Raw genomic sequence first — 19802 nt, forward strand, 5'->3', positions numbered from 1 at the left:
GTCATGCAAACCACCACGAAACAACGACTGCGTGGTCCGGCTCGCCTGCTCCTGGAACATCTCCGCCGGGCAGGATGCCGTCATCGAGACGACCTTTTACGGAACGAAAGGGGGAGCCTCCTTCCGCAATGTGGAGGGAAGGGGGCGGTGGCCTGGGCCGGCAGGCTCGGTAAGGACGGTCCGGGCTTCGATCCCGAGGGGGAAAAGCTCGTCCGGGTGACGGAATTGCTCGATGCCGCCTACGGAAGGTAGATTGCCATGACGATGCCCTTGATCCACGTAGACAACCATACGGCGCTGGAGCCGCTTCCCAGGCGGATCCTGATGACCACCGACGCCATCGGCGGGGTCTGGACCTATGCGCTCGACCTCTGCCGGGGGCTCGCCGAGTATGGTGTCGAGGTCGCGCTGGCTACCATGGGGCAGCCGCTCACCGTACCGCAGCGGCGGGAGGCTGCCGACGAGGAGAACATCACCCTCTACGAGAGCTGCTTCCGCCTGGAGTGGATGGACGATCCCTGGGACGACGTCCGCCAGAGCGGGGAGTGGCTTCTTTCCCTGGAGGCCAAACTCCGGCCCGATCTGGTCCATCTCAACGGCTACGCCCATGCCGCGCTTCCCTGGTCCGCCCCCTGCCTGGTGGTCGGCCATTCCTGCGTCCTTTCCTGGTGGGAGGCGGTTCACCACGAGGAGCCTCCAGCGACCCTCGATCCCTACCGCCAATCGGTGGTCCGGGGGCTGGCCGGGGCAGACCTGGTGGTGGCCCCGTCGTCCTCCATGCTGCAGGCGCTCGGAAGGATCTACCGGCCGCTTCCCAACTGCCGGGTGATTTACAACGCCCGCGGCCGGACCCGTTTTACACCGGGCAGGAAGAAGGAGTTCATCCTCTCGGTCGGGAGACTGTGGGACGACGCCAAGAACATCGGTACGCTCGCCAGGACCGCCTACCGGCTGCCGTGGCCGATCTACGTGGCCGGAGAGCAGAAGCACCCCGGTGGCGGCACTGCCGCCTTTGACGGTGTCAACCGGCTCGGCTTTCTCTCCCCCGAGGCGCTCGCCCCATGGTACTCGGCGGCCGCCGTCTACGCGCTCCCCGCGCGCTACGAGCCGTTCGGGCTCACCGTGCTGGAGGCCGCCCTTTCCGGCTGCGCCCTGGTCCTCGGGGATATTCCGACCTTCCGGGAACTCTGGGACGATGCCGCCCTCTTTGTCGATCCCGAGGACGAGGAAGAGCTCGCCCGGGAACTCCGCACCCTCTGCATGGATTCCACCCGGCTTTCCGACTTCCGCGAACGGGCCCTGCTCCGGAGCCGCTCCTTCAGCCTTGGCAAGATGACCGCCGGCTACCTGGCCGCCTACCGCGATCTCGAGCCGAGGCGGCAGATCGATCTCGACCAGGAGACTTAGGCGTCGTGAAAACAGGCGGCAACCCCATGCGGATCGCGCTGTTTTACCACTCCATTCTCTCCGACTGGAACCACGGAAACGCCCATTTCCTGGGGGAGTGGTCACCGAGCTCATGAGTCGGGGGCACCACGTCCAGGTATACGAGCCGAAAAACGGCTGGAGTTACACGAACCTGATGGCGGAGCGGGGACCCGGCGCGCTGAAGGAGTTCAGGAACGTGTACCCGGGGCTCACGGTGACCTGGTACGAGCCGGAAAAGCTCAACCCCGGCGCGGTCACCGAGGGATGCGACCTGGTGCTCGTGCACGAATGGAACGAGCCCGGCCTGGTGGCGAGGCTCGGGAGGTATCCGCGAGCTCTACCTGGCCCACGGATGGGCCCGGCGGGTCTGGGTATGGCACGAGGCGGCCGACGTCCGGGTTTTCCACCCGCTGGCCCCGGAGGAACAGGAAGCCGACGTGGTCTGGGTGGGGAACAGGGGAGACGAGGAGCGCAGCGAAGAAATCATGGAGTTTTTCGTCGATCCGGTGGCGAGGCTTCGCCTGAAAGGATCGGTGTACGGGGTCAGGTACCCCGGAAGGCGTCTTCTGGGATGTCGACGCCCCCGCCACCCTGGAGCGGATAGGGGGAACAGCAAAGACCCCTTCAGGAGATTGATCTCCAAGTACGACCTGGTCCTTACCTACGGCGGCGGGCTCCCCATCGTGCGGGCCTACTGCGGGTTCGGGGCCCGGGCCTGCGTTCCCATCTACATGCACGGTCCGGCCCCTTCAAACGGGGGCGAAGGCCGGATTAGGAAAGGTTGGGATGCCGTTATGCCATTCAATGTCATTGATCGGGGGACCCCATGAACATCGTCGTCTTCGGGTTGTCCATCACCTCATCCTGGGGAAACGGGCACGCCACCACCTACCGCGGTCTTTTGCGGGAGATGGCCGGACGCGGTCACAGCATCCTCTTCCTCGAGCGCGACGCGCCCTGGTACGCGCGTAACCGCGACCTACCCGAACCGGGATTCTGCCGTACCGTCCTCTACCAGTCGCTCCCCGAGATGATGAGCGAGTTCGGCCGGGAGGTCCGCGAGGCCGACTGCGTGATCGTCGGCTCCTACGTCAAGGAAGGGGTGGAAATCGGTAAGTGGGTCACCGGTGAGGCCAAAGGGATCACCGCCTTTTACGATATCGACACCCCCGTGACGCTGGCCGATCTCCAGGACGGCACCTGCGCCTATCTCACTGCCGATCTGATCCCGCGCTACCGGCTCTACCTTTCCTTCACCGGCGGACCGACCCTCCGGGTGCTGGAGCGGCAGTTCGGCTCGCCGATGGCCCGTCCCCTGTACTGCTCGGTCGATCCCGATCTCCATTACCCGCTGGTGGAAAAGCCCACCTGGGACCTCGGTTATCTCGGAACCTATTCGAACGACCGGCAGCCTAGCCTGGAAAGGCTCCTCTGCAAGCCTGCCACCCGGTGGCCCAAGGGACGCTTCGTGGTGGCCGGTGCGCAGTACCCGGCCGAGATCCGGTGGCCTGCCAACACGGATCGGATTGAGCATCTGGCCCCCGATCACCACCGCGGCTTTTACTGCTCCCAGCGCTTCACCCTCAACCTGACAAGAAGGGCGATGCGGCGGGCCGGTTACTCCCCGAGCGTCCGGCTCTTCGAGGCGGGTGCCTGCGGCGTGCCGGTGATCAGCGACCCTTGGCCGGGGTTAGATGAATTTTTCACTCCGGGGAAGGAGATCCTGGTGGCGACCGAGGCGGACCAGGTACTGGAGATCCTCCGCTCGTACCCTGACGAGATCCGGCGGACGATGGGTGAGCGCGCACGCACCCGCACCCTGCAGGAACATACGGCATCCCGGCGTGCCGAGGAACTGGAAGGGTATCTGCTGTCGGCCTGAGAGCCGGCACGCGAGGCAGGGATGGTGAAGAGATGAACGATCGGCTACAGAGCGAGATCCAGGAACTCTCCCCTGGTTCCACAACCGAAAACCGCTTTGCCGGCGCCCCGCCAACTGGTGGATCGCCAACCACGCCGGGGAGGAGGCGATGCTCCGCTCGGCTGGTTTCCTGATCACCGGTCATTCCGGTGACGAGATCTACCTTTGCGAGCCCCACCCCGATTCCCCCTCCTGCATTGCCACCTGGAACCGCGAAGAGTATCTCTCAGCAGCTCATGTGACTGAACCTGAGTGATATTCCGCACTTTTTGGCGATTTGACCCACATCTCTTTTTGCTCATCAGCGGTCCCTATGCTATACATATCCCCCAAGAGAGGAGGCCCATGACGTCGATCGGGGTATCACTCTCATATCTATGTCTGGAGGAGGGTCAATGAGCCTATCTCGAAGAATACTGTCTACACTTTCCGCACTGCTGATCCTGTCGGTAATGTCAGTTCTGCCTGCCCTTGCCGCGGACAAGCACCCCACGTTGATTCTGGCCACCACTACCAGTACCCAGGACTCCGGTCTCCTGGACGTACTGGTCCCCATGTTCGAAAAACAGACCGGTTACTTCGTGAAAACCATCTCGGTCGGCAGCGGTCAGGCGATGAAGATGGGGGAGCGTGGCGAGGCCGACGTGCTCCTCGTGCATTCTCCCGAGGCGGAGAAAACCTTTATGGCCCAAGGGTTCGGCAGTGACCGTAAGCTCGTGATGCACAACGACTTCCTGATCCTCGGCCCCAAGAAGGACCCCGCCGGTATCGCCAAGTCCAAGACCGCCGCCGAGGCGTTCCAGAAGATCGCCAAGAGCGGTGCCCTCTTTCTTTCCCGTGGGGACAACTCCGGTACCCACGCCAAGGAGAAGGCACTTTGGAAGACCGCCGGCATCAACCCGGAGGGGCAGAAGTGGTACCAGCAGACCGGTCTCGGAATGGGCGACACCTTGAACGTGGCGGCCGAGAAGGGGGGATACCTGCTGGCGGATCGCGGCACCTACCTGGCGCTGAACAAGAAGCGGCACCTCGGCCTGGAGATCCTCGTGGCCGGCGAGCCGAAACTGCTCAACATCTACCACGTCATCGTGGTGAATCCCGCCAAGTGGCCTAAGGTCAACAATGCGGGGGCCAAGGCTTTTTCGGATTTCATCGTCTCGCCCAGGGTGCAGGCGATGATTTCCCGTTACGGCGTGAAGGAGTTCCGTGCTCCACTCTTCTTCTCTGACGCAGGGAAGAAACCGGAGGCACTGGGCCTCTAGATGGATCTTATCCGGGACGGTTTCATCACGGCCTTTCGGCTCCTTTTCTCGCTGGACGAGGAGGTGCTGGGGATCGCCCTCCTTTCCTTGAAGGTGTCGGGGCTCGCCACCCTGATCAGCATCGTGATCGGGATCGGCATGGGGACCGTCGTCGCCCTCACCAGTTTCCCGGGGAAGAAGATCCTCGTCAGTCTGGTCAATACCGGAATGGGCCTGCCACCCGTGGTGGTGGGCCTTTTCGTCTCCATCCTGCTCTGGCGTAACGGCCCCTTGGGCTCGCTGGAGCTTCTCTACACCCCCACCGCCATGGTCATCGCCCAGTCCGTCATCGCCACCCCCATCGTCATGGGGATCACCATCGGTGCCATGCAGCATCTTCCCCCCGGTCTCCGCCTGCAGATCCTCGCCATGGGGGCGACCCGCACCCAGATGGTCGCCATGCTGATCAGGGAGGCGAGGCTTCCCCTCATGGCCGGCGTCATGGCTGGTTTCGGCGGCGTCATCTCCGAGGTCGGGGCCTCGATCATGGTCGGCGGCAACGTCAAGGGATACACCCGGGTGCTGACCACAGCGACCGTGATGGAGACCGGCCGGGGGAACTTCGACATCGCCATCGCCTTGTCGGTCATCCTCCTGGTCTTCTGCTTCGCCATCAACTACGTTCTGACCTGGATCCAGCAGAGGGAGCGGCCGCGATGACCACGGGCGCGACCCTTTTGGAAATCTCCGGCCTCAAGGTGGACCGGGGTGGCGTCCAGGTGCTGGATGTGGCCGGTTTCTCCCTGAGAGAGAACGAGTTCGTCTCCCTCATCGGCCCCAACGGTGCCGGGAAATCGACCCTCCTCCTCACCCTGATGGGACTGCTGAAGGCGGGGGAGGGGAGCATCTCCTACCGCGGGCGCCACGTGGGCGCCGGCCGCGACTGGCTGGACGTGCGGCGCAAGATGTCCATGGTGCTCCAGGAGCCGCTCCTCTTCGACACCACCGTCTACGACAACGTGGCCAGCGGCCTCAAGATCCGCGGGCTCTCCCGCACCGAAACAGCGGGACGGGTGGCCAAGTGGCTGGAGCGTTTCGGCCTGGCCGGGATGGCCGGACGGTCGGCACGGAGGCTTTCGGGAGGGGAGGCGAGGAGGGTGAGCCTGGCCCGCGCCTTTGCTACCGAGCCGGAGATCATCTTCTTTGACGAGCCGTTCTCCAACCTCGATGCTCCCACCCGGCAAGCCCTCACCGAGGACATGGACCGGATACTGCGGGATGCTTCCATGGCGGCGGTGCTGGTCACCCACGACCAGTCCGAGGCGCTCAGGATGTCCACCCGGATCGTCGTCATGAACGGCGGGGAGATCATCCAGTCCGGGTCGCCGGCCGCGGTCATGAATGCACCGGTCAACGAATTCGTCGCCAACTTCGTCGGCATGGAAACCATTCTCGAGGGGGAGGTGGTGGCCAACGTCGCCCAGCAGGTGACTGCGGCAGTGGCCGGGGTAGAGATCGACGCGGTAGGCCCCTACCAGCCCGGCGAAGCGATCTACTGCTGCATCCGTCCCGAGAACGTCACCATCGCCCTCAGGACTCCCTCCGGTCCCACCAGCGCCAGGAATCTCTTTCCCGCCAAGGTCATCGAAATCTCCTCTCTCGGCCCCTTTCTGAAAGTCCGCCTCGACTGCGGCTTCCCGCTGACCTCCTACGTGACCAGGGAGTCATTTACCACCCTGGAGCTGTATGTAGATAAGGAAGTCTTCGCCTCCTTCAAGGCCACCTCCGTTCACCTCATCTCCCAGAGGCGGAACTGATTCCCACGAACATACTTTCTCTTTGCCGTCTCTGTCACAACCTTCCCCTTCAGCCATAGTGTGGTAAATTGGTTTACGTTAATTGTGTAGCTGTGTCTGCCGGGACGCCGCCTCAGTCATCCTGGCTGTACGTGGAGGTGCTCGTGAACAAGGAACGGGGATGGTTTGAAAGTATCCGGGGGAGGGTAGGCGTACATCCTCGTGTGCCTGCTTCGGCGCCTTCCTTCGTCCGCGCGCTCTATCAACGGCACCGGAAGGGGCATCACAGCTCTCCCGTTGCCGACCGCGTGCTCTTTTCGGGCAGGCTGCAATGGGCCTCCTTCTTCCCGCGGCCCGCTCCGGGCCATCCGGTCAAGCCTTACCTCGAGAGGCCGATGGCGGCGGAAAAGGTCTTCAGGCACCTGCTGGAGCTCGACCGCCGCCTGAGCTGGGCGGCTGAGCGCGGGGCGAGGGGAGGGGGGGACGCTATTGGCGGGATGAAGGGGACGAGGGGGCAAGCCGCGCAGAGCCCGCGGCCGCCATTCTCCGCTCATGACGCCGATCTCCGGGGAAGGGTGGTCGAGGTGATGAGGCTCGCCATCGACCTATGGGCGGAATCGACCGGGAGCACCAGGGCCGAGCTCGCCCGTAAAAGCGGCCAGTGGTCGGTCTACGTCAACGAGGATGGGTGGGAGCGGACCCAGGGGCTCGACCGCTACCTCGACACGATCACCCTCCCGCCGCACCCGAGGATCCGGAAAGTCCTCTCTACCGCCGACTTCGTCGCCGCCAGCTGTCTTGCCCCGGTCCACCTCCGGGACCGTTTGCAGGATTCACTGGCCGGTCTGCGCGACGCCTGTTCGTCCTGCGCCTGAGACCCCCTCCTCGTTCACACTGCTGCTGCGGCGTGCCAGCCGTCTTTCATTAGGCTTCCGGCTACGCAGGCACCTTCGTATCCATCCCCCACCTGCCGATCCAACCTCCTGGATTCTTAGATACCTTTTCCAAACTCGCCTTCGCCTGGCATTTCAATCGTAACAGTTATAACGGTAAAGCTTCATTGGTTTCTATTAATAGCCGTTTAAACTTTTGCGAAGGAAGGAGCCGCCCCGGTATCCCGGTCTCGGCCCCTGCACCCCTCGATATCACCCCTGATGAGGCACGTCTGGAAGGAGGAAACATGTTCAAGCGAACAGTCGTACTGCTTTGTCTGCTGCTTTGGCCGGTGATCGCCAACGCATGGACCGTGACGTTCACCGTCAACGACCCGGTGCAGGGAGCCCTGTCTGGGAGTCTGAGCCAGGAAGTTGCCAACCAGGGCTCCACCACCCAGGTAACCGCCACAGCCAGTCCCAACTACCACTTCGTCGATTTCACCGGTACCGGTTTCACCACCACCAACACCAATCCGCTCATCATCACCAACGTCACCTCCAACCTCAACATTTCGGCGAACTTCGCCCCCGACCGTTACGACGTCATCACCCACGGGCTTCTCGACGTGCAGGACTTCAAGGGTGGCGCCTCCCACTCGGTGGTCCTCAAAAACGACGGGACGGTCATCGCCTGGGGGGGAGGCGACGGCCAGAGCAACATCAACGGCGATACTTCGGTGAAGAGTATTGCGGCCGGCGTCTACCATTCGCTTGCCGCGAGGACCAACGATACCCTGGCGGTTTCCGGGAACTGGTACGACAACACCAATGCCGCTACGCCGGTGACCGTAACACCGGCTGTGACGGCATTCATCACCGCGAATAACGGGGTCAAGGCACTGGCCGGAGGTTACGGGCACTCGGTCATCCTTTCCAACAACGGCACCGTCTTCGTTTGGGGCAACAACGACTACTACACCCAGCTCGACTTTCCCGCCGCATTGAGCGGGGCGACCATCACCGCCATTGCCGCGGGCCATAACCACACCCTGGCGCTCACCTCCGACGGGCACGTCATCGCCTGGGGGATGAACGACGTCGGGCAGTCCACGGTTCCCGACGGCCTGTCGGGAGTAGTTGCCATCGATGCCAAGGCCTATCATTCGGTGGCCCTCAAAAGTGACGGGACGGTGGTCTGCTGGGGCGCCAACGAGGCCGGACAGAGCACCATCCCGAACGGCCTCACCGGCGTCGCCGCCATCGCGGCCGGCGGACATCACACCATCGCCCTCACGCTGAACGGCACCATCGTCACCTGGGGGGACAACAGCCACGGGCAGCTCAACACGCCAAACGGGCTCAACGGCATCACCGCTATCGCAGGCGGTACCTATTTCACCCTGGCGAAAAAGGGGAACGTGGCCCTGATCGGGTGGGGGAACAATGCTTCCGACCAGTGCAACGTCCCTGTTACCGCCTACCTCGGCGTGACCGGAGGTATCCTGACCTGCGATCCGGGTACCGTCGACTACCTCGGCAGCTCCACCTGCAGCATCGCCCCTGCAGGGACCTACGGGCTCTCCAGCCTCTATATCAACGGCATCGATTCTCTCGCGGGGGTGATTTCCGCTCCGACCCTCGGGAAGAATCCTTCCTTCGTCCTCACCAACATCCCGGAATTCCGGACCATCACCGGGGTCTACTCGACCGCACCGGGTGCGCCATCCATCGCCTCGGTCGCCGCAGCAAACGGGCAGGCGACCGTCACCCTCAACCCGGGCCCCGACGGCGGCAGTCCGGTCACCCGGTACACGGTCTCCACCACCCCGCTGGGCGGGGTAGACGGCTCGGCGGCCACGGCCACCACCCGGCTCATTACCGGCCTCAACAAGGGGACCCCGTACACCTTCACCGCCTACGCCACCAACATGGTTGGGGACAGCGCCTCGACGACTTCGGGGACCTTCACTCCGATCGGTACGGCAACCATCCAGCTCGGGAACCTTACCCAGACCTACAACGGGAACGCCCGGACGGTCACCGCCACCACCACCCCGTCCGGCCTCTCGACCTCGATCACCTACAACGGCTCCACCACCGCTCCAGTCAATGTGGGGACCTATGCCGTGGCGGCCACCATCACCACGACCGGCTATACCGGGAGCGCAACCGGCAGCCTGGCCGTCAATCAGGCCAGCCAGTCCATTACCGTGACCACGCCCGCACCCGGCACCGCCCAGTACAACAGCACCTTCCCGGTCGCCGCCACCTCGAGCTCCTCGCTGCCGGTGGCCATCACCGCTACCGGGGCGTGCCAGCTCGCCAGCGGCGGTTCGGCGGCCGCGGTCCTCCGCGTCACCGCCTCCAGCGGAACCTGCACGGTTCACTTCAACCAGGCCGGGAACACCAACTACCTTGCGGCCACCGAGGCCACCTCCAGCGCCACCGCGGCCATCGCCTCGCAAACCATCACCTTCGGCACCCTTTCCGACCGCACCTTCGGCGCCGCTCCCTTTACCGTCAGTGCCACCTCCTCCTCCTCCCTCACCGTCGGCTTTGCCAGCCTGACTACCTCGGTCTGCACGGTTTCCGGAACCACCGTCACCCTGACCGGGGTCGGCACCTGCACCATCCAGGCCTCCCAGGGGGGGAATACCAACTATGCCGCGGCGACCTCGATCAACCAGTCGTTCCAGGTAGCCTCGGGGCCGCTGGATCATTTCCTGGTCACGGCCAGCGGTCCGCAGACGGCAGGGACTCCCTTCAGCATCACCGTGACCGCCCAGGATTCGGGAAACCATACCGTGACCGGGTTTAGCAGCAGCGTCAACCTGACGGCCACCGCTGGGCTGGTGACACCTGCCACCATCGGTCCCTTCGTTAACGGCACCTGGACCGGCAACGTCATGGTGACCACCGCCGGAACCGCCAAGACCATCACCGCTACCAGCGCCGGCAGCGGCCAGACCGGGACCAGCCAGCCCTTCACCGTCCAGGCAGGGACCGCTACCGGCTTCTCCGTCCAGTGCCCGGCCAGCGCTGCTGCCGGGGCCCCGTTCACCGTGACCGTCGTGGCCAAGGACGCCTACGACAACGTGGCGACTGGGTACCAGGGGACCGTCCGTTTCGCCTGTAGCGACCAGAAAAGCGGGGTTATTCTTCCGGCCGATTACAGCTTCCTCCCCGGGGATAACGGCAGCCACAGCTTCTCTTCGGGCGCCGCTCTGCAAACCGCCGGCCACCAGACGGTAGATGCCAGCGACTCCACCGCCGGGATCACCGCCACCAGCAACACCATCACCATCAACCCCGCGGGCGCGGCCAGGCTGCTCGTGGCGGGACCGGCTACCGCTACGGCGGGCGCACCCCTTTCGGTGACGGTGACGGTTAAGGACGGCTACGACAACACCATCGCCGATTACGCCGGTACCGTTCACCTTTCCTCTACCGACGGCAGGTCGGTACTTCCGGCCGATTACACCTTCACCACCGGCGGATCCACCACCGACAACGGCGTCCATACCTTCACCGACCTGGTCACTCTCAAGAGTTCGGGTGCCCAGACGGTTACCGCAACCGATACCGCAGCCGGTACGGTCGAAGGGGCCAGCGGCAGCGTGACCGTTTCGCCGGCCGCTCCCGCCGCCCTCGAGTTCGTCCAGCAACCGGCCACCGTCACCGCGGGTGCGCCGATCGCTCCTGCCGTCAGCGTCCGGGTGGTGGACCAGTATGGCAATACCGTGCCCGGCAGCACTGTCCCGGTGACCGTAGCGATCGCCAACGATCCGGCTGGCGGAGTTCTCGCGGGGACCACCGTCCAAGATGCAGCGGCGGGGATCGCCACCTTCGGCGACCTCAGCATCAACCGGAACGGCTCCGGTTACACGCTGGCCGCCACCGCCGATTCGCTCGCCCCGGCAACCAGTGCCAGCTTCGACGTCACCGTGGGGGCACTCGATCACTTCGACGTATCGACGGTGGGGACCGGGACGGCCGGAACCCCGTTCGCACTGACGGTTACCGCCAAGGACGCCTCCGGCAACACCATCCCCGACTTTACCGGCACCGCCTCGCTCGCCGTCTCGGGCGGATCAAGCATCGCTCCGGCAACTACCTCCGCCTTCACGGCCGGTGTCTGGAGCGGTGAAGTGAGCGTCCTCACCTCCGGCACCGGCCGGACCATCACGGCCACCAACAGCCTGGGGAGCCAATCCGGGACCAGCAACGCCTTCGACGTCGTCAAGGCGGCTCAAAGCATCCAGATCGCCACAGCTGCTCCGGCCACAGCCGCCTTCCAGGAATCCTTCACCACCACGGCGAACGCCACGTCCGGCCTTCCGGTAGCCATCAGCGCTTCCGGGGCCTGCAGCGGGGCGGGGAGCGGCAGCGCCGTTATCACCATGACCAGCGGAAGCGGAACCTGCAGCATCAGCTACCTTCAGGACGGAAATGCCGACTTCGAGGCCGCCACTGTGGCGAGCAGTTCCTCCACCGCCACCAGGCTTTCGCAGGGAATTACCGTCACCACGACTGCCCCGGTCTCAGCCGGCTTCGGCACGAGCTTCACGGTGGCGGCCACCGCCCCGGGTGGGGCGGTAACCTACGTAGCGGCGGGCGGCTGCACCGGCAGCGGGGCCACCTTCACCATGACCAGCGGCACCACGCCGTGCACGGTCACCTACGAGCAGGCGGGGAATCTCGATTACCAGGCCGCGCCCCCTGTCACTTCGAGCACCGCGGCGGTTAAGGCAGACCAAGTCATCACCGTCACCACCGCGGCTCCTTCCAGGACGGCACTGGGGTCGAGTTTCACCGTGGCAGCCACCGCTCCCGGCGGGGCGGTCTCCTTCGCCAGCGCCGGGGGGTGCACCAACAACGGCGCCACCTTCACCATGACCAGCGCAACTACCGCCTGTACCGTCACCTTCGGCCAGACGGGGAATAACGACTATGCGGCCGCTCCGCAGTACGCCGCCGAGACCGCGGCCACCCCGGCCGTCCCGGGGAGCCCGGCCATGGGTGCCGCCACTGCCGTTAACGGGCAGGCCTCCTGTTCGTTCGCCGCCCCCGCCTTCGACGGCGGCAGCGCGATCACGACCTACACGGTGACCTCCACTCCAGGAAACCTGACCGCCACCGGGACCGGTTCTCCCATCGTTGTCACCGGGCTCACCAACGGTACGGCCTACACCTTCACCGTCCACGCCACCAACAGTGCCGGGAAGGGGAGTGAATCCAACGCCTCGGCCTCGGTCACCCCTCTTCCCAACGGCGATATCAACGGGGACGGCGTGGTCGATATCCGCGACGCCCAGCTGGCACTCAAGGCCGCGGCCGGCGTACCGTCAGTCACCCCGGCGATGATCGCCCGGGCCGACGTTGCTCCGCTCGCCGGTGGCATCCCGCACGGCGACGGGAGAATCGACGTTGGCGACGTCACCGTCATCCTGCGGCGGGCGGTCGGGCTGGTGACTTGGTGATGGTAACGATAACGGAAAATATCCCACAGCAAGGAGCTAACACTATGACAAGACTACTGTACGCGTTGATCGGATGCCTTTTGCTAGCCCTGGCCGGTTGCGGTGGTGGCGGTAGTGGTAGCGGTGGCGGGACAACCTCCACGGTGTCGGGTACCGCATCCAAAGGATTGATCAGAAACGGTACTGTGACCATCTACGCCCTCAACCCGGACGGTACGCAGGGGGGGCAACTGGCCACGGCGGACACCGACTCCAACGGCCACTACAGCGCCACCTTGACCAACTACAGCGGGCCCATCCTCGCCGTCGCCTACGGGAGCTACGTCGACGAGGCAACCGGCCAGACCGTGACCCTTACCGCGGCCAACCCGCTGAGGGCGGCGCTGCCGTCGGCCAGCGGCACGGTCTCGCTTCCCATCACCGGCCTCACCGAGCTCGCCGTTCGCCAGGCTGGAACACTGACCCCCGCGCACATCACCGACGCCAATGCGGTGATCAGCTCGGTCTTCAAGGTCGACATCCTCGCCACCTCCCCGGTAGATGCGACCCCCTCAGCACTCGGCGCGGCTGGCGTCACCGCCGGGCAGCGGGATTACACCCTTGCGCTGGCCGCCCTGTCCCAACTCGCCAGCACGAGCTCCGGGGGGACGCCGGGACAAAAACTCGAAGCGGCCCTTGCCACCATCTCGCAAGGGATCACCAGCAGCAACATCAGCAGCCAGACGGCTTCCACCTTCGTAAACGCCCTGGACAGCTACCTTTCGACTAACGGCGGGGTCAACGACGTTGTGACCAGCCACGGCGGAAGCGCCTTGGTAAGCGTGGGAAGCCGCAGGGCGGTGCTCACGGTGGCGGTTTCCGGTGCCGGCCCCGGGATAAACGGTGCCGAATTCAACATGAGCTTTCCCGCCGGGGTCACCGTGAAGTCGCAGAGCGACGGGCTGACCGATAACTGCGTGCTGGGAGCCACCGCGGGCACCTCCGGAGCCCTTCTCGCCGGCAGCTTTACTGCAGCCTCCGGAAGCACTCCCGGGGTCCTCCGGGTGGTGCTGGTTTCGGCCACACCGGTGATCGACGGCACCATCCTGGTCATCAATGCGGATGTCGCCGATGGACTCACCCCGGCCATGGCGGATTTCCCCATCTCCTTCGTCTCAGTGGTAGGGGCTGACGGAGCTCCGGTCAACGGTGCCACGGTGGCAGTGACCGGGGTCAGCGTCCAGTAACTCGAACTATTCATACTCTTTGCGCTCTCCCCCGATTCCCTCAACAACGACCGGCTACCCAGGCAGGAGCGTCTTCTCCGGCGCTCCCGCCTGGTAGCCCTCTGTCGCACATGACAGCGGCGAAGCCCGGCTCTCTTAAAGGAGGTGGCAATGCCTCGGAACCTGGTCGTCTTACTGCTAGCTTTTTGCCTATTTATGCCCGGTGTCAGCCGGGGAGATGTCCTTACCTATTCGGCGGACCCCAACGGCAGTGTCAGCGGGCCCACACCACAGGCGGCCGCCAGCGGAGAACTGGCCCAACCGGTCACCGCCTTGCCGGTCACGGCCGGCTACCGCTTTTACAATTGGACCTGGCCCAGCTTGACCGGTGACGGGACCATTTTCGGAACGACAGAAAACCCCGTGGTATTCAGGGCGGACGGTGCGGACCATGAGCTGTTGGCGAATTTCGTCGCCGATACCCCCATCAAGGTCCGTGTCAAGATGTCCTCACAGATCCTGAAACAGATTGCCGGTGGGGCGACGTTCACCGTGGTGTTGACGGACGACACTGCAAAGGCCTTCGGGTTCGACACGGACCTCAATTATTACGGCGACAACGCGACTAACTGGGGATCCGTCGAAACGATAGGGGCGGGGCCTACCTGTGCGGTCTTCTCCAAGCTCGACCATTCGTTCCGCGCATCAGGCAGGTGGCGCGACCCGGCCACGAACACGATGGTGGTGCTCCCCGATCCCGCAGATTACCAGGCCTTTTCAACCACCCATGGCGGGACGAAAAAGTTCGCGGTCGGGTCGGGGCACCTCGCCGCCCTCATGAACGACGGCACGCTTTACTTCATGAACGTGGACAACACGTACGGCCAGGGGGAACAGCCACCGGAGCTGAGTGGCGAAACCGTCACCGACGTGGCTGCGGGAGATTATTTCACCGTCGCGCTGACCGCCAGCAACAAGCTCATAGCCTGGGGTAAGAACGACCATGGACAACTCTCCCTCACCGCGGACGGGATAGCCGCGTCTGGGCTGGCCGGAGTGACGGTCACTTCTGCGGGAACCACGGCCAAACCGGTCATGGTGACCGAGGGGCTTCCAACCCTTTCCAAAGTGGAAGCGAGATCGTCCCACACGGTTGTGCTGACCGGGGACGGCAGGGTCCTTTGCTGGGGAGCCAACGAGTATGGCCAGAGCACTCCTCCGGCCGGATTGGGGCCGGTGACCCAGATCGCTGCCGGCAGTCATCACACGGTAGCTCTTTTGGCCGACGGGACCGTTGCCGGTTGGGGTGACAACAAGTACGGGCAGATTGCCTTTCCGGCGCTGGAGGGGATAACCCTGATCGGAGCGGGCATGGACCACACCTTCGTCTCCAGGTGGGATCGAGCGATGGCCGGATTCGGACGCAATCAGTACCGCCAAATTTCGCCCCCCGAGGTGTTCTTCGAAAGTACCACCTACATGAGCTGTACGCCGGACACGGTGAGTTACAACGGGAGTACGGTCTGCACCATCCTCGATCTCAATCCCGCTAACAACCCCAGGAGCATGTTTGCCAACGGCGTCCCGATCAACATGGCGGGCAATTCTTTGACCCTCGACCACATAACCGGCGACCAGACCATCATCGTTATGGTCTCTACCGTTCCGGCTCCGCCGGTCGGCGTGACCGCGGTGAAAGGGGTCCGGAGTGCCATGGTGTCGTTCACCCCTTCCCCGCGCGATACCGGGGGGACTATCGGTTACACCGTGACGTCCAAACCGGCCGGCGGGACCGACACCGCTGCAGACACTACCTCCACCAACCATTACATAACCAACCTGACCAACGGTACCCCGTACACGTTCACGGTGGTGGCCCGCAATATAAACGGCACCGGTCTCCCTTCGTTTCCTTCAAACCCGGTGATCCCCCAGGGTGATCAGGCCATCACGGTGACCCAGTCCCCCGCCAGCGCCGTTTACGGGGACAGTTTCACGGTGGCCGGGACCGCCCCCGGCGGAACGGTGGTCTACGCCACCTCCGGGGGGTGCACCAACGTGGGGGCCACCGTTACCATGACCAGCGGGACCACCCCCTGCACCGTCTACTTCGACCAGCCCGGAGGGGGAGCCTACAACCCGGCCGTGCAGGCAACGAGAACGGTGACCGCGGTCAAGGCCGATCAGTCGCTTAATATCTACCAGCCGGCACCTCTCAGCGCGCCGTTCGCCACCTCCTTCTCGACCTGCGCGTCGGCTCCTGGCGGGGCAGTAACCTATGCAGGCGCCGGGGGGTGCAGCAACTTCTCCGGGACCTTTACCATGACCAGCGGCAGTACCGCCTGCTCGATCACCTACGCCCAGGCGGGTAACGATAACTACAATCCGGTCCAGCAGACGGCCTCGGTGCCAACCTCCAAGATCGCCCAGATCCTCACCGTTACCGGCGCTCCTCCCGGTTCCGCGGCCTACGGCACCTCCTTCACGGTGGCGGCCTCGGCCCCGGGTGGCGATCTCGCATACAGCGCCTCGGGAGGTTGCAGCAACAACGGCGGGACCTTTACCATGACCAGCGGGATCGGCGACTGCACCGTCAGGATCGACCAGGGCGGAAACGGCAATTACCTGCCGCTGTCCCGAACCTTCACGGTGACCGCGAACCGGGCGGCCCAGAACTTCACCGTGGTCGATCCGGCGCCACAACAGGCGGTGTACGGTACGAGTTTCCCGGTCAGCGCGACGGCTCCGGGCGGGGCGGTCACCTACAGCAGCGCCGGCGGCTGCACGAACAACGCCGGGATCTTCACCATGACGAGCGGCACCACCTCCTGCACGGTCCGCTTCGACCAGGCGGGTAACCAGAACTACCTGGCCGGTTCGTCCAACATCACGGTAACCGCGGGCAAGGCAGGGCAGGCCATCGCGGTCTCCACTGCGGCCCCGGCCACCGCGGTGTATGGGGACAGCTTCACCGTGGCCGCCTCGGCGCCTGGCGGGGCCGTCTCCTTTAGCAGTTCGGGGGGGTGCAGCAACAACGGGGCGCTCTTCACCATGACGAGCGGTACCACCCCCTGTACGGTCCGGTTCGACCAGGCGGGCGACGCGGACTACGGCGCCGCAGTGAGAATCACCTCCACCACCACGGCAGCCAGGGCCGATCAGTCAATCACGGTCACCACCGCCGCGCCGGTGACCGCTCAATTTGGCATCGGCTTCAACGTGGCGGCGACCGCCCCGGCGGGAAACGTCACCTTCGGCAGCTCCGGCGGGTGCTCGAATGCTGCGGGGATTTACACCATGACGAGCGGGAGCTCCTCCTGCACCGTCACCATCGACCAGCCGGGGGACGCCAACTACTACCCGGCGGTCCGGAAAACCTCGGTCACTGCCGCCACCAAGGCTCCCCAGGGGATCACCGTCACCGCGCCGGCTCCTTCTTCCGCCCCGTTCGGATCGGCCTTCACGGTGGCGGCCACCGCCCCTGGCGGCGGGGTCACTTACAGCGCGGCGGGGGGGTGCAGCAACAGCGGCGCAACCTTCACCATGACGAGCGGATCCGATCCCTGCACGGTCTACTTTGACCAGACCGGCTCGGCGGACTACGGCGCCGTCAGGGAAAGCCTGGTCACCACCGCGGCCAAGGGATCCCAGGCCATCACCGTGGTGACTCCGGCCCCGGCCAGCGCCGCGTACGGGGCGAGCTTTACGGTGGCCGCCAACTCTCCGCTGGGGACGGTGACCTATTCCAGCGGCGGTGGATGCAGCAACAATGGCGCCGTCTTCACCATGACCAGTGGGACCTTGCCCTGCACGGTCCGCTACGATCAGGCGGCGGGAGGTAACTATCTGGCCGCGCCCCAAGCCACCTCAACCACCACCGCGGCTAAGGCGGCGCAGGCGATCTCGGTCGCTACCGCCGCACCGGCCACGGCCGCCTTCGGGTCGAGCTTCACGGTGGCGGCCAGCGCGCCGGGAGGGACGGTCGGCTACAGCAGCGCGGGTGGGTGTAGCAACAGCGGGGCGGTCTTTACCATGACGAGCGGCACCACGCCCTGCACGGTGCGCTACGACCAGCCGGGGAGTGCCAACTATGCAGCGGCGAGCCAGGTCTCCTCGACGACGGTGGCCACCAAGGCGGCCCAGTCGATCGCGGTAAACACCCCGGCACCCGTATCCGGGACGGCTGGGGCGTCCTTCACGGTCGCAGCGAGCGCACCGGGTGGGACGGTGGGCTTTGCCACCTCCGGCGGGTGCACCAACAGCGGAGCTACCGTCACCATCACCAGCACGGTCCCCTGCACCGTCACCTACTCGCAAGAGGGAAGTGCCAATTACAGTGCCGCTAACCCGGTAAGCTCGGTCACCAACTCCGGCAAAGCCGACCAGGCGATTACCGTGACAACTCCGCCCCCCGCCGTGGCCCCGTACGGCACAAGCTTCACGGTGGCTGCCACCGCACCGGGAGGCCCCGTCGTGTACAGCAGCTCCGGCGGGTGTACCAACTCCGGCGGGACCTTCAGCGTCATCGACGCCGGTACCCCCTGCCTGGTGATCTTCGACCAGGAAGGGAATGCCACCACCAATCCGGCCGTCCGGGTTACCAGTAGCACCTCGACCCAGAAGGCCGATCAGGCCATAACCATCGTGACACCGGCTCCGGCGGCCGCGCAGTACGGAGCGAGCTTTACGGTGGCCGCCACCGCCCCGGGTGGCCAGGTGGTCTACGGAAGTTCCGGCGGGTGCAGCAACAGCGGCCCCACCTACACGGTGACCAGCGGCACCGCCCCCTGCACCGTCCTCTTCGACCGCCCCGCGAGCACCAACTACGACGCGGCGCCCCAAAAGAGCTCGGAGGCCGCCGCCGCGAAGGCCGATCAGACCATAACCATTACCAATCCGGCACCGGTATCCGCCGCCTTCGGAGCGACCTTCACGGTGGGTGCCACCGCGCCCCGGGGGGCCGTCGTCTATGGAAGCCAAGGCGGCTGCACCAATGCGGGGGCGACTTTCACCATGACCAGCGGATCGCTCCCCTGCACTGTCCTCTACGACCAGTCGGGCGATGGCGATTATGCCCCCGCTCCCAGGCGGAGCTCGACCACCGCCGCCGCCAGGGTGGAGCAGGCCATCACCGTTACTTCCCCGGCACCGGCGTCCGCACTCTTCGGAGGGACCTTCACCGTTGCCGCCACCGCCCCCGGCGGCCAGGTCACCTACGGGAGCTCGGGGGGGTGCACCAACAACGGCGGCGTGTTCACCGTGACCAGTACGTCGGCCCCCTGCACGGTCACCTTCGACCAGGCTGGAGACGGCAATTACGCTCCCGCCCCCCGCAAGACCACCGGTACTTCCACGGTTCCGGCCCTGCCGGGCTCACCGGTGCTCGGTGTCGTCTCGGCGGTCAACGGCGAGGCGGCCGTCAACTTCTCAGCGCCGGATTTCGACGGCGGGAGCGGGATCACCGGCTACACGGTCACTGCCAACCCGGGCAACATCACTGCCACCGGCAGCGGCAACCGGATTACGGTAAGCGGGCTCACTAACGGCACTGCCTACACCTTCACGGTCAGGGCCAGTAACAGCGCAGGCACCGGTGGAGTATCTGCGGTGTCGGCACCGTATACCCCGTATCCCAACGGGGACGTCAACGGCGACGGGGTGGTCGATCTGGCCGACGTCCTGCTGGCCCTGAAAATGGCGGTAGGGGGGACGCCATCCTCTTCAGGGCACCTTGCGCGTGGAGACGTGGGGCCCCTAGCGGCCGGAAAACCTCACTGCGACGGGAAGATCGATATCGGCGATGTGACTGTTTTGCTAAGAAAAACGGTGGGTCTGGTGAGCTGGTAAGACGGTAAG

The 19802-nt window shown here is 65.0% G+C and carries 11 protein-coding genes; all 11 read left to right on the plus strand.

The window, feature by feature from the left end; all coding sequences use genetic code 11:
• Positions 1-3 precede the first annotated feature (3 nt).
• The 11 genes from L4X63_RS16855 (at position 4) to L4X63_RS16905 (ending at position 19793) form a co-directional block, all read left to right on the plus strand.
• Positions 4-252, plus strand: coding sequence for a hypothetical protein (locus tag L4X63_RS16855; RefSeq protein WP_250679814.1), 249 nt, complete (start codon positions 4-6; stop codon positions 250-252).
• Between the two features lie 6 nt (positions 253-258).
• The gene (locus L4X63_RS16860; protein ID WP_250679815.1) at positions 259-1407 is read left to right on the plus strand and encodes a glycosyltransferase family 4 protein; all 1149 of its coding nucleotides are present in this window, start codon (positions 259-261) and stop codon (positions 1405-1407) included.
• A gap of 847 nt (positions 1408-2254) precedes the next feature.
• On the plus strand, positions 2255-3310 hold the full coding sequence (locus tag L4X63_RS16865; RefSeq protein WP_250679816.1) for a CgeB family protein: 1056 nt from the start codon (positions 2255-2257) through the stop codon (positions 3308-3310).
• A 148-nt stretch (positions 3311-3458) separates the two neighbouring features.
• Entirely contained in the window at positions 3459-3605 is a 147-nt protein-coding gene (locus L4X63_RS16870; protein WP_250679817.1) for a hypothetical protein, read from the plus strand.
• 196 nt (positions 3606-3801) lie between these two features.
• Positions 3802-4611, plus strand: coding sequence for an ABC transporter substrate-binding protein (locus L4X63_RS16875; protein ID WP_250679818.1), 810 nt, complete (start codon positions 3802-3804; stop codon positions 4609-4611).
• Positions 4612-5310: an ABC transporter permease gene (locus tag L4X63_RS16880; RefSeq protein WP_250679819.1), complete on the plus strand. Its 699-nt coding sequence runs from the start codon at positions 4612-4614 to the stop codon at positions 5308-5310. It begins immediately after the preceding gene.
• Entirely contained in the window at positions 5307-6407 is a 1101-nt protein-coding gene (locus L4X63_RS16885; RefSeq protein ID WP_250679820.1) for an ABC transporter ATP-binding protein, read from the plus strand. Before L4X63_RS16880 ends, L4X63_RS16885 begins: the two co-directional genes overlap by 4 nt.
• Before the next feature lie 203 nt (positions 6408-6610).
• Positions 6611-7261 (plus strand): hypothetical protein, encoded by a 651-nt coding sequence (locus L4X63_RS16890; protein WP_250679821.1) that lies wholly within the window; start codon positions 6611-6613, stop codon positions 7259-7261.
• Between the two features lie 305 nt (positions 7262-7566).
• Positions 7567-12741 (plus strand): MBG domain-containing protein, encoded by a 5175-nt coding sequence (locus L4X63_RS16895; RefSeq protein WP_250679822.1) that lies wholly within the window; start codon positions 7567-7569, stop codon positions 12739-12741.
• A gap of 44 nt (positions 12742-12785) precedes the next feature.
• Positions 12786-13967 carry a hypothetical protein gene (locus L4X63_RS16900; protein WP_250679823.1) on the plus strand — a complete coding sequence of 394 codons (1182 nt, stop codon included), beginning with the start codon at positions 12786-12788 and terminating at the stop codon, positions 13965-13967.
• Between the two features lie 150 nt (positions 13968-14117).
• A complete protein-coding gene (locus tag L4X63_RS16905) occupies positions 14118-19793 on the plus strand; it encodes a fibronectin type III domain-containing protein (RefSeq protein WP_250679824.1) in 5676 nt (1891 codons plus the stop codon).
• The last annotated feature ends 9 nt before the right edge of the window (positions 19794-19802 follow it).

This window comes from Geomonas sp. Red32 (assembly GCF_023652955.1).
Taxonomy (GTDB): Bacteria; Desulfobacterota; Desulfuromonadia; order Geobacterales; family Geobacteraceae; genus Geomonas.